The following is a 12,481-nucleotide window of genomic DNA, read 5'->3' as shown; positions in this document are numbered from 1 at the left end:
ATAATGGTTTTATTCTGACTACCCAGCCCGCTTTTTGAACTCACTTGCTAAGCAAATAAACTCATGTGTTTTGCTGACATTACATAATGACATAAATAATAGTTTAAAGAGTAAATCGAATAGTTAAATACTAACAAAAAGGCGATAGCCATAAGCCACAACAAATGAACTATCGCAATAGGCCAAATATTTATTTTATGTAATGATTTATTACAAATTCAACATAACCTATTCATCAACACAATCATCCTTGTAAAATTCAAGTTATGGAGAATTTTTATCAAAAGTTAATAAACATAGTGATATAACATTTCAATATCCTTTACATTAACCTCTCGTGGATTGCCACTAGTACAAACGTCGGCAAATGCAGCCTGAGCAAGCTCGGGAATATCTTGCTCTTGAACGCCAATATCACGCAATTTAGCCGGAATGCCGACATCTTTATTTAGCTGTTTAACCGCTTCAACGACATATTTGCGAACCTCTTGTATTGGCTGATTTAAAATATCCTTTAATCCCATTGCTTTGGCAATATCACGGTATTTGTCACCAGTTGATTCAGCATTAAATTCCATGATATAAGGTAATAAAACAGCATTAGCAACACCATGAGGGATATTATAAAAAGCACCCAAAGGATGTGCCATACCATGAACAAGCCCAAGGCCTACATTTGAAAACCCCATACCGGCTATATATTGCCCCAGCGCCATATCTTCTACGCCTTTAGGATCGCCTTTAACCGATTCGCGTAATGCACGGCTAATAATTTCTATCGCTTTTAAATGCATCATGTCTGATAGCTCCCATGCACCTTTGGTGATAAAACCTTCGATAGCATGCGTTAATGCATCAATCCCCGTTGCTGCTTTTAAACTAGCGGGCATCGAAGCCATCATTTCGCTATCAACAATAGCAACAACAGGAATATCATGTGGATCGACACACACAAACTTACGTTTGTTTTGTTCATCGGTAATAACATAGTTAATGGTGACTTCGGCTGCTGTTCCAGCTGTGGTTGGAATCGCAATAATTGGCACAGCCGCTTTTTGCGTATTAACTGTCCCTTCTAAGCTACGCACATCAGCATGCTGCGGATTATTAATGATAATACCAATCGCTTTAGCCGTATCTTGTGGCGAACCGCCACCGATAGCAATTAGATAATCAGCCTCTGACTTTTTAAACCTTTCTACCCCATTTTTAACAATACCAATAGTTGGGTTTGGAATTACTTCGTCAAAAACATCATAATTAAGCCCAAATTTATCTAATAAATCGGTAACTTTAGTAGCGATTTTAAATTTAATAAGATCTTTATCTGTAACGATAAGTGCCTTTTTAAAATGGCGTTTTTTTACTTCATCAATCAAATGGCTAATTGATCCGGCACCAAAGTACGAGGTCTCATTTAATATCATACGATAAGTCATACTATTACTCCTTAATTTGAATATTTTTTGCAATATACTTGCTAAATAAAGAGGTGATGATTGGAACAACAATCGAGGTAATTACCACCGATGCTGCAACAAGTGCGGTTGCGGCAGGTGCCGCTTCGGCAAAAGTTGGGGCAACTTCAGCTACTAAAAAAGGGGTTGCCACAGCAGCGCCGGCAGTACCTGATGCAGCAATTCCTGCAACGCCTCGACCGCCACCTACAAATATATCAGCCAATATAAGCGGTATACCTGAAACAACAATAACAAAAACAGCCAAAAATACGCCTAAGAATCCTGTTTTAAAAATAACGGTCAAATCAATTGTGTTACCTAAAGCAAAAGCAAAAAAAGGGATGAGTGTTTTTGTGCCAACACTAAATAAGCTTCTTAATTCTTCATCTAAGTTGCCTAAAATAAACCCAACAATAAATGGCATTAAGACACCCATTAAATGCTCTGGTTGAAAGGATGCCAAACCAGCAGAACCTAAAATAACCATAGTCATTAAAGGCCCTGACTCCATGGAAATTAATACTGATGCACCAGCTTCTTCTTTAGTGCCATATTCTTGCATTAAAGAGGCATACAATCCGGCATTGGTCATATCGAGCGACGCCACGATGGCTAAAACCGATAAGCCCGCAAAAAATCCCGTTTTAACTAGGCCATCATCAGGCAGTATTTGTGTAAAAATAAAAGCGCATGCCCATGCTACCGCTAATTTAGTGGCAACTAATGTGCCTGATTTTTTCAGTACTGTACCAGTTGCGCTCACTTTAATTGAAGCGCCCATGCAAAATAGCCAAACCGCCAAAATAGGCACCACACCATTTATAATACCGTTAGTAAAAGAACCAAAGTATTTAGCAGTTCCAGGTGCAAAAGTATGCAAAAGCGCACCTAAAAAAAGAGGTACCAGCATCATGCCACCAGGCACTTTATCGATAAACTTTTTGATTTTCATAAATAAGCCCTTTTATTGACAGTTAAAAAGTTTTTTTATTTTTTCAATTTGTTCACCACTTAATGTTCCACCAAAATTCCGCGATCTTGGTTCTAAATAATGTTGTTTTTGTTCTACCGCAACTTTAATGGTTGTTACAAAATCATCGCCAATGCTGTAAATATTAGACAATCGGCTGATTTCTTTATGTAATCGAGTCAATTCATTAAAATCGTTTTACTTAAAGGCTGCCATTACACTGGCAAAAATTTCAGGAACAACATTGTTAAGACCCGATAAAACGCCTGCACCACCATTCATTAAATTCGGCACGAAATACTCATCAAAACCAGAAAATACAGAGAAGTCTTTGCGAATTTTTTGTGAGGCCAAAATGATTGATCGAGTGTGAGATGCACAATCAACGGTATCTTTAATACCAATAAATTTTGGAAAGTCAGATATTAATCGAGTGACTAGTTGTGAATCAACATCGCACCCAGTTCTAGCAGGAAAATTATATATAAACCAGTTACCTACAAATTTTGAATCTAAATATTTGTAATATTCATATAATTGATTCGGTGTTTGTGCAAAATAGAAATGTGGTAATGCCATTACGGCGCCATAGCCAGCATCAAATGCTGCATCAGCAAGCTTTACCATATCGTCAACAACGGTGGTTGATACGTTAACAATTAAAGGTAAATCAGTAAATTGATGAGCTTGCTTAATGATTTCTAACCGCTCTTGTATGGTCATGGTGACAAACTCACCAATAGTGCCCATAACCAAAATTCCATTAATTTTTGAATCAGTTAACATTTTGTAGTGCTGTTCCATCGCACCAAAATCGATTTTATTTTGACGGTTAAACGGGGTAATTGCAGGACAGATAGCACCAAAGTATGGATTTGAATTACTCATAATAACTCCTAATTAAATTAACAACATTATATTGAAATTAATTTCAATATAATGTTGTTGATAAATCAACTCAACTTAATTAGGGGGAAATAGCTCACTATTTATTAAAAATGTGACGGCGATCAAATATTAGGCAGAATCATCAAGAAAGAACGGCTATTGTTGAAACTAAAAAAAATATTTATACTTACAACAACTTCAATACATGAGTTTAATTTGTGACAACAGAAATAACAACGCAAGCGCCTGCCATCGATAAAGCAACCCGAATATTTCACTTTATTGCAAAACACGATGGCGCCACTTATACCCAAATCTATCAAGGATTATCGTTACCTCAAAGTTCAACATCAGCATTACTTGCCAGCTTGGTTACTAATGGCTTATTACGGCAAAACGAGGGTAAGTATTTTTTGGGCCTTGTCTTTTATGAATTTGGTAATAATGCCATTAAACAATTTAATATTAAAGATTTGGCAACTGAACCGCTTTTGTTTTTGCGCGATAAAACACAACTTGCGTGTCATTTAGGTGTATTAGATGGCAATTCTGCTATTTATTTGGCTAAAGTCGAAAGCCCAAGCGCTATTCAAGTTAAAAGCTGGTTAGGCCGTAAGCTTTCCTTACACAGCTCTGCACTGGGTAAAACACTTTTAGCATGGGAACCCGAGCAACGAGTTGATGACTTGTTCCCAAACGAAAACTTACCCATAAAAACGCAAAACACTATCACCACAAAAACTGCGTACAAAAATGAGTTGAAAAAGATACGTGAACAAGGTTGGGCATTTGATAATGCTGAAGACTTTGACGAAGTAACCTGTTTAGCTGCGCCCGTTTATGATAAGAATGGCAAAGTCATTGCCGCAATTAGTACATCGGGGGTTCGATTTCAAATGCCAAACGAAAGAATAAACGAATTTGTTCAATATTTGCTAGCAGCTACAAAAATGCTATCCGATAAAATAAGAAGCTAGTGGTTTATTTTTGTGACAATTTGTTTGTTACCTAACCAATGGCGGTACAAAATGACCAAAGCTAAATCTTGTTGTCCCAAGGCTATCGCCAAAATCGGCACCTTGTGACACAATCACACCATTTAATAACAGTTGATTAAGTAGCGCTAATTCTTGCGCTACCGTGCTCACCGGTAAATGAGCATATAAATGAAAGCCCCCTAATGGTGCTTGGTATGTAATATCACCACAAAAATAGCTATCTAACCATTGCATTAATTGCTCGGCTTTGATTTGCAGTGCTTGCCGTAATTGTTGTTGATGGACTAAATGATGATGTTGCAAATATTCTTGGGCTAATAATTGTGGCAATATACTTAGACCAGAATCAATATGTTGCCGAATTTTGGCCAGATTTTCGATGATGCTACGCGGAGCGATCATCCACCCAACACGAATATTTCGTCCAATATATTTTGATAGCGATCCTAAATAGATAACTTGATTATGCTGATCCCATTTCTTAATGGGCGATACCGCCAAATCAGGTTGAAATGCTAAACTACTGTAAGCATCATCTTCAACAATTCCAATACTTTGTGAACGGCAAAATGCCAGTATCGTTTGTTTTCGCTTGTCGCTCATAACAAAACCGCTCGGATTTTGAAAAATGGGATTCAAAAACAACCACTTAATTTGATGTTGCTGCACGCAGTTGGATAAACTTTCAAGCATAATCCCCTCATTATCGCACGCAATACCGTACAAACGTAAGCCCGCCGCTTGAAACAAAGGCAATGAGTAAAAATAAGAGGGAGACTCAATTCCAACCGCATCACCAGGTTTAAGTAACCCCTGCGTAATGAGAAATAACGATTGCTGTGTGCCCGATGTAATTAAAATTTCATTAATATCAACTTGCATGGAAAACTGCGCTTGCATATAAAGCGCAATTTGGATTTTAAGCGATGGCAAACCTAATTGTAGTGTATCGCTGTTCTTTTCGTGCATAATCAGTTCATTTAACGAAGTATTTGGTAGCTGTAGTTTAGGAATCAAATTGGTTGGCAAATCGCCATTAGCTAGATCGCAAATGTATGGTTGCTGCGCTCGAACTTGCGCTACTTTTTGTTGATAAAACGATTGTTTATTTTGATAAAAATGCGCAGGTAACCGCCAATTAATTGATGAATACGCTTGAACGCCCCACTTTTGATGATTGACATAAGTACCACTTCCTTGTCGCCGGATCAGCACACCACGTTCAGTTAACAGCTCTAACGCATGCACAACCGTTGAGCGATTGATACCCAATTTTTTTGCTAGTTCGCGTTCTGAAGGTAACCTCTCTCCCGCAATCAATACGCCCTGCTCAATATAGTGCTCGATAAGTTGCGTGACTTTTTTAAAAAGTGATCCGGTAAATTGTACTAGTGTTTGTCTATTCCACATGGTTATTTTACTTTAATGTGTTGGTCGCTTTAAGCATTTTGCTACGACAAATTCGTTCCAAAAATTGGATGGTTTAATTATAGTCCAATTGGCTGTTTTTTGCTGAGCTTTATTTTTGAATAATATTGCAAATTTAACAATATTATCATTATTGATTTAATCAGGAGCAAAAAATGAACCAAGTCATAGGCACACAAACAGTTAAACGTGGCATGGCAAAAATGCAAAAAGGTGGCGTCATTATGGACGTTGTTAATGCAGAGCAAGCAAAAATTGCCGAGCAAGCCGGTGCGGTTGCAGTAATGGCTTTAGAGCGAGTTCCTTCAGATATTCGTGCCGCTGGTGGGGTTGCCCGAATGGCTGACCCAACTATTGTTGAACAAGTCATGAATGCTGTTACCATACCGGTGATGGCCAAAGCACGCATTGGGCACGTTGTTGAAGCCCGTATTTTAGAATCAATGGGCGTTGATTATATTGATGAAAGCGAGGTATTAACTCCGGCTGATGAACAATATCACTTACTTAAGGATGAATTTACCGTACCTTTTGTATGTGGTTGTCGTGATTTGGGCGAAGCATTACGTCGAATTGGCGAAGGAGCATCAATGCTACGCACCAAAGGTGAACCCGGTACCGGCAACATTGTTGAAGCAGTGCGCCATATACGTAAAGTAAACGAACAAATCCGCCTGGTAACAAGCAAATCAAAAGATGAATTAATGGCATTTGCCAAAGCAATTGGCGCACCATATGAACTGGTTTTACAAATCAAACAGTTAGGAAAATTACCCGTAGTTAACTTTGCTGCCGGTGGCGTGGCTACTCCTGCCGATGCAGCATTAATGATGCAACTTGGTGCCGATGGTGTGTTTGTTGGATCGGGTATTTTTAAATCCCAAAACCCAGAAAAATTTGCGAAAGCCATCGTACAGGCTACCACTTATTTTAATGATTATCCACGTTTAGCGCAGCTTTCAAAGGGCTTAGGCGAAGCAATGAAAGGCATTGAAATTAGCACGCTGGCTCAATCAGAAAGAATGCAAGATCGAGGCTGGTAATGATAAAAGCATCCAAACAAAGTCATATTAAAAATATTGGCGTACTCAACTTACAAGGTGCGGTGAGTGAACATATCACTATGCTAAAAAGTATCGACAATGTACAAGCGACTTTAGTGCAAAAACCCGAACAATTAACTAAACTAAATGGTTTAATCATCCCCGGAGGCGAATCGACAACCATTAGCCGTTTAATTAAACAAAATGGACTTGTCGAACCGATAAAACAATTTGCCAAACAAGGAAAAGGCATTTTGGGTACTTGCGCGGGACTGGTGCTTTGCGGTAACAGCACAACTCATAACGAGGTCGAATTGTTGGGCTTAATGGATATTTGTGTTGAACGCAACGGTTTTGGACGGCAAATTAACAGCTTTGAGACCACTTTAGAGATACCAACGATTGGTGACCAAATCCCTGCTATATTTATTCGCGCACCTTATATTGCCAAAGCAGGAAAAGGCATTGAGCAACTGGCATTTGTCGATCAGCACTGTATTATGGCACAGCAAAATAACATCTTAGTTTGTGCCTTTCATCCTGAACTAACAACCGATAATCGTATTATGCGTTACTTTATTGATAGATGTTAGAATAAAGGATTGTTTAAATCGTCTATACGGAGATAAACTTGTAAAAAATATTCAGGATTCTATACCGTTTCGTTTAAATCGCTTATACGAAGGTAAACTAGAAGCTGATATACTATAAAGCTTGTTTTCACAAGACAAATAGGATTTTTGTTTTCAAAAAAACTTTTTTCAGCCAGTTATTGATTGTTTTTTATTTTTTGTTTTGTTTCTTTTGAGGAAACACAAACGCATCAAACCAACTACAAAAAAGATTTTATTTAGATGAATCCTACGATTTGCTGGCGTATACTGATAACTGTTATAATCTCCCTCTCTTTTTTAGATTTGGATCACTGATTATGTACATCATCTACGGTATAAAAAACTGCAATACGATGAAAAAAGCCTTTACTTGGCTTGATGATCATCATATAGCTTATCAATTTTATAATTATAAAACCCATGGTCTGTCGGCAGATGTTTTAGATACTTTTTTAAAATTGGTAGATTGGCAAAGTTTGCTTAATACTCGCGGTACCACATGGCGTAAGTTAGATGAGGCTGTCCGTGCACGGGTTGATAATGAGCAAGCAGCAAAACAGATCATGTTAGCCAATCCTTCCATTTTAAAACGTCCTTTACTTATTGATGGTAAGCGTGCTTTGTTAGGTTATTCAGACGAACTTTATTCCCAATTTATTTCACAATCTAAATAAAATCGAGACCATTATGACTGAACCTGTTATTGCGCTAACCAAAGCGCTCATTGCTGAGAAATCGATAAGTCCTGACGATAAAAATTGTCAAAAAATAATTATTGAGCGATTAAAACCACTCGGTTTTATTATTGAAGAAGTCAATATTGGGCAAACCAAGAACTTATGGGCCTATCATGGCGATGCTACCGGCAAAACTTTGATGTTTGCTGGCCATACTGATGTCGTACCAGCAGGTGATGAAAGCAAATGGCTTTATCCGCCATTTTCACCAACGATTGATGAAAATGGCATACTTTATGGTCGTGGTGCATCGGATATGAAAAGTGGCGTTGCTGCCATGGTTTGTGCGGCAGAGGATTTTGTTAAACAACATCCTAATCACACTGGGCGCGTCGCCTTTTTAATCACATCAGATGAAGAAGCCGATGCAAGCGATGGCACGGTTAAGGTGGTTGATTTGCTTATCAAACGCCAAGAGCGTGTTGATTATTGCATTGTGGGCGAACCATCAAGCGATGTGGTACTTGGCGACCAGATTAAAAATGGACGCCGCGGTTCACTAACTGCCAATTTAGTTGTGCATGGCATTCAAGGTCATGTGGCTTACCCTCATCTTGCTGATAACCCTGTGCATCGTTTTGCACCTGCGTTAAATGAACTGGTTAGCACCGTTTGGGATGAAGGCAATCAATACTTCCCACAAACAACAATGCAAATAGCCAATATTAATGGCGGCACAGGAGCTGAAAACGTCGTGCCGGGTGAGCTTCGCGTACAATTTAACTTCCGTTATAGTAGCGAATTGACAGACGCAGATATTAAAACACGCGTTGAGCAGATTTTACAAAAATATAACGTAAACTACACCTTAACTTGGCGGTTATCAGGCCATCCATTTTTAACACCACAAGGCGATTTAACCAACGCTGCTGCTAGCGCTATTAAGGAATTTACCGACATTGATACCAAACTATCCACCAGTGGCGGCACATCTGACGGACGCTTTATTGCAAAAATGGGATGCCAAGTGATCGAGCTTGGGGTACTTAATAAAACCATCCATAAAGTGAACGAAAATGCCAATTGCCAAGATATTATTACCTTAACCGCAATTTATCACCGCATTTTAGAGAAACTGCTGTTAGTATAGCATTGTTAGCATTGCGTTATTGGCATGGATGATTGCTATAATTGGATTATTCCGATTTTAACTTAAAGGGGAATACGATGGAGTGGCTCAAAGATTATTGGTGGATAATTGTTGTTATTTTAATTGGTATTTTTATTAATACCATTAAAGCACTGAATCGATTGAGTTATAAATCGTATCTTGAAAAAAAGAAAGGGATAAAACCTATCCCTTATCAAGATGACGACGACGATGATTGGCCATCAACAAATTCAACGAAAAAAAAGTAGCACTCACCTTAACGAAAATCTTGGCTACCGCTGTCAAATAGTGCTTGATGACGGTAGCGGTCAACCCACATTGCCGTTGCGCCACACACGGCAATAGGCATAATAATTAAGTTAAACAAGGGTATCATGGTAAAAAAACTAACCAATATGCCAAAAATTAAATTATCGGCTTTATCTTGTTTAAGTAATTCACGCATACGTTGAAAGGTGATTTTGTGGTTATCAAAAGCATAATCGGCATATTGGATATTAATTTGCCAAGCCGTAAATAAAAACCAAATCACAGGCGTTACCGATTGCCCAATAACAGGAATAAAATAGGTCAACAGTATAGGAATGGCCCATAATAAATAATTAATCAATTTTTGAAATTCGCGACCAAAAATTCGAGGAAGATCTTTAATGATGCTAATCCATGACAGATCTTCTGCGGGAATGCCCGTTAACTTTGCTTCAACTTGTTCGGCTAATAAGCCATTAAAGGGGGCGGCAATGATATTGGTTACCGTACTAAAAAAATAACAAAACAAAACAGTCAACATTAAAATAACCATAAAAGCAATGATATATCCTAGCCAGTGCAGCCAACTTGGCATATACGATACCCCCCAATCGACCATACCCGATATAGCGGTAAAAAACCAATAAAATAGTGCCGACATAACTACAATATTAGCAATTAATGGTAAAAAAACAAATCGCTTAATCCCTGGACTAAACGCCAACGACCAACCTTTAAAAAAGTATTCAATTCCTGTTGTGGGTTGACGTTTTGGATTGTGGTTGCTTGATTGGTTGTATGTTTGATTTTGCGAATAGCGATGTTGCATCTGATTTTCTAATTTATTATGCATCACATTCAGTTCCTTTTAAATTAAAACGAATTGAGTTAAAACAAATTCAGTCAAAACATGCTGACTATTGTAAACATACCGCTTGATAACCTGCAATGGTGATCAGTTATCTTTACTGACTATTTCGGAAAATATTGCATTACTAGCTTGCTTTGCTAACCACGTTTTAACTTCATGTTTAATAGCTTGCATTAATGCTTTTTTACCTGCAAGTTGGCATGAATCAATAACCAAAGCCTGATTATTTTTGCTTTTTAACAGTGCGGATAAAACAGGAAAAGAGGATACTTGAGATGATTGTTGGCGTATTTGTATATACCTGTTTAATCGACATAATGCAGCATAACTGGCTTCGAATGGCCGATGATAGTGAGCAAATCCAGTAAGTTCATCTAAATCATTTACATCTAAATCTGATGATGATAGCCAACCGCCATCGCTGATAATCATATCGTTAAACGGTAAATCAATGATATCCTTTAACCAATAGGCGTTACGCTGTAATTTTTGTTTTAATTTATAGGTTAACAGATCCCCAGATCGGGTGATTGGTTTAAGCGCCATAACCGAATAACTGCAACTACTTGCCTGTTTATGGCTACTAACATGAACCAAAACAAAACCACAAGCAGCCCAAAATTGATAATTAGACGGGCTATAAGAAAAACTGACTGACACAAAATCGTTATTTTGTACTTTGGCATGATCACAAATCGTCTGCACCAGTTGTTTTGCAATATGTTTCCGTCGATAAGCACTCATAACCGCAATACGGTTAATGCGAACTGAGCGCAACTTAGCCGCTAACCGTTCGCCGGCATGAGCAACAAGCGATTGCGCCACTAAATTGCCTTTAGGACGGCGTGTTCCTTGCCACACTTGGGTTATTAGATTATCGGGCAAGTTTCCCTCGGTAATTGTAAGAGCTGCCGCAATTTGTTTATTATCTATTGTTGCCTGCCAAACCGACAAGTTTTGCGCATCAAACAAACGCCTTAAATCGATTAATGTGGTTTGATAGTGAGCAATTTTTAATAGATAAAAGATCGACCTTAAGGAATCAACATCATTTTGTTCAACCATTGAATATTGGGTTGATGATAGGCCTGTAACAGGGTTATCGTCCGGCGTTAATAAACCATTAAGTAATAGCCGATCGCTAAATTGCTCTAGCATATCATCTGCCTGCCAACGAATGGGTGTGTGTAGATGAAAATATTGGCATGCTTTACCTGATAGTAATTTCAACAAAAAGCCCTGTCCAGTACCTTCATATCCGTCAACGGTGGTGGTCAGCAATACCCGACAGTTATTGGCAATGGCCAGTTGTAGCAGTTTTTCGAGCATAGGTAACGGAATCATGGCTGCTTCGTCGATAATTAAATAATCAGCAACATCAATCTTTGACTGCGCAATTAATTCATCAGGTGCAAAAAATGGCGTATCGGGCTTAGCAAAAGTAAAAAAAGTCGTCAATGCTGATTTATTGGGCGCAGTCACAATACAACGTTGATAATGACTAAACCGCCCAGCTAGTGCCGATTTACCCCGTCCCCGTTTAGCAACTAATACATTTATGGGCTTACTGCTGTTTAATAACTGTTTTAACGTGGCTTGCTGTTCGGCTAAGTCCCGAGTGTCATCGGTCATCACTTGCAAAGAAGGTATGGCGGATATAGCGTTTTTTGGCAAAGATATTGAATTAATGGATACACCAAATTCAGCCAAAGTTTCCGTTAAATGTGCAACAAAATTAGGCACAGTAATCGGGTTTTGACTTTCGTTCCAGCGCAAGCTATCTTGATCATACCAAGTAGACAGATCCGGCAATAACAAAACCAATACACTACCTTTAACTAGCGCGCCAACCAACATAGCAAAAGCATCAAGATTAAATCCTGCTGTTGCATCAAAAATAGCATGCCGATACTGCTGGCCCAATAATTGTTTGGTTTGATGGGGCTTGAGTGCATTGGTAATTAACGAACAAGGCAAATAGTCAGGCTGATACGTAACAGTTACCCAATCGCCAACATTCTGCTCAAGGATGGAGCGCAATTGTTCAAATAATTGCGCACTTTCACCCTGTAACACAAATAGCATTCGGTTGCTGTTGGGATTTTGCATAAA

General features: G+C 38.5%; 13 protein-coding genes. 6 read left to right on the top strand and 7 right to left on the bottom strand.

Annotation, left to right across the window (positions count from 1 at the left end; genetic code table 11):
- Positions 1-287: 287 nt before the first annotated feature.
- Genes fucO through ACYIAM_RS06700 form a run of 4 tightly spaced genes read right to left on the bottom strand, consistent with a single transcriptional unit; the run spans position 288 to position 3,318 of the window.
- A complete protein-coding gene (fucO, locus tag ACYIAM_RS06715) occupies positions 288-1,439 on the bottom strand; it encodes a lactaldehyde reductase (protein ID WP_483747704.1) in 1,152 nt (383 codons plus the stop codon).
- A gap of 4 nt (positions 1,440-1,443) precedes the next feature.
- The gene (gene kdgT, locus ACYIAM_RS06710) at positions 1,444-2,412 is read right to left on the bottom strand and encodes a 2-keto-3-deoxygluconate transporter (RefSeq protein WP_483747703.1); all 969 of its coding nucleotides are present in this window, start codon (positions 2,410-2,412) and stop codon (positions 1,444-1,446) included.
- Between the two features lie 12 nt (positions 2,413-2,424).
- Entirely contained in the window at positions 2,425-2,583 is a 159-nt protein-coding gene (locus tag ACYIAM_RS06705) for a hypothetical protein (RefSeq protein ID WP_483747702.1), read from the bottom strand.
- Between the two features lie 45 nt (positions 2,584-2,628).
- A complete protein-coding gene (locus ACYIAM_RS06700; protein ID WP_483747701.1) occupies positions 2,629-3,318 on the bottom strand; it encodes a dihydrodipicolinate synthase family protein in 690 nt (229 codons plus the stop codon).
- A gap of 218 nt (positions 3,319-3,536) precedes the next feature.
- Between ACYIAM_RS06700 and ACYIAM_RS06695 the strand changes: the two genes are divergently transcribed.
- Positions 3,537-4,295, top strand: coding sequence for an IclR family transcriptional regulator (locus ACYIAM_RS06695; RefSeq protein WP_065638187.1), 759 nt, complete (start codon positions 3,537-3,539; stop codon positions 4,293-4,295).
- Positions 4,296-4,322: 27 nt separating this feature from the next.
- On the opposite strand, the gene ACYIAM_RS06690 is transcribed toward ACYIAM_RS06695, so the two are convergent.
- Positions 4,323-5,726 carry an aminotransferase-like domain-containing protein gene (locus ACYIAM_RS06690; protein ID WP_483747700.1) on the bottom strand — a complete coding sequence of 468 codons (1,404 nt, stop codon included), beginning with the start codon at positions 5,724-5,726 and terminating at the stop codon, positions 4,323-4,325.
- Between the two features lie 173 nt (positions 5,727-5,899).
- Here ACYIAM_RS06690 and pdxS point away from each other — a divergent pair, with 173 nt between their 5' ends.
- The 5 genes from pdxS to ACYIAM_RS06665 all read left to right on the top strand — a co-directional run bounded on the left by pdxS (position 5,900) and on the right by ACYIAM_RS06665 (position 9,497).
- Positions 5,900-6,787 (top strand): pyridoxal 5'-phosphate synthase lyase subunit PdxS, encoded by an 888-nt coding sequence (gene pdxS, locus ACYIAM_RS06685; protein WP_483747699.1) that lies wholly within the window; start codon positions 5,900-5,902, stop codon positions 6,785-6,787.
- Positions 6,787-7,380 (top strand): pyridoxal 5'-phosphate synthase glutaminase subunit PdxT, encoded by a 594-nt coding sequence (gene pdxT / locus ACYIAM_RS06680; protein ID WP_483747698.1) that lies wholly within the window; start codon positions 6,787-6,789, stop codon positions 7,378-7,380. Before pdxS ends, pdxT begins: the two co-directional genes overlap by 1 nt.
- A 335-nt stretch (positions 7,381-7,715) precedes the next feature.
- Positions 7,716-8,075: an ArsC family reductase gene (locus ACYIAM_RS06675; RefSeq protein WP_483747726.1), complete on the top strand. Its 360-nt coding sequence runs from the start codon at positions 7,716-7,718 to the stop codon at positions 8,073-8,075.
- 13 nt (positions 8,076-8,088) lie between these two features.
- Positions 8,089-9,228, top strand: coding sequence for a succinyl-diaminopimelate desuccinylase (dapE, locus tag ACYIAM_RS06670; protein ID WP_483747697.1), 1,140 nt, complete (start codon positions 8,089-8,091; stop codon positions 9,226-9,228).
- Between the two features lie 77 nt (positions 9,229-9,305).
- Entirely contained in the window at positions 9,306-9,497 is a 192-nt protein-coding gene (locus ACYIAM_RS06665) for a YpfN family protein (protein WP_160431392.1), read from the top strand.
- An 8-nt stretch (positions 9,498-9,505) separates the two neighbouring features.
- Here the strand turns inward: ACYIAM_RS06665 and cysZ are convergent, their stop codons facing one another.
- Positions 9,506-10,351 (bottom strand): sulfate transporter CysZ, encoded by an 846-nt coding sequence (gene cysZ / locus ACYIAM_RS06660; RefSeq protein ID WP_483747696.1) that lies wholly within the window; start codon positions 10,349-10,351, stop codon positions 9,506-9,508.
- Positions 10,352-10,453: 102 nt separating this feature from the next.
- Positions 10,454-12,478 carry a tRNA(Met) cytidine acetyltransferase TmcA gene (locus tag ACYIAM_RS06655; RefSeq protein WP_483747695.1) on the bottom strand — a complete coding sequence of 675 codons (2,025 nt, stop codon included), beginning with the start codon at positions 12,476-12,478 and terminating at the stop codon, positions 10,454-10,456.
- Positions 12,479-12,481: the final 3 nt, after the last annotated feature.

The organism is Gilliamella sp. X-60, assembly GCF_057063585.1.
Note: the sequence above shows the minus strand (reverse complement) of the source record. Positions and strands in the feature narration are given on the sequence as shown.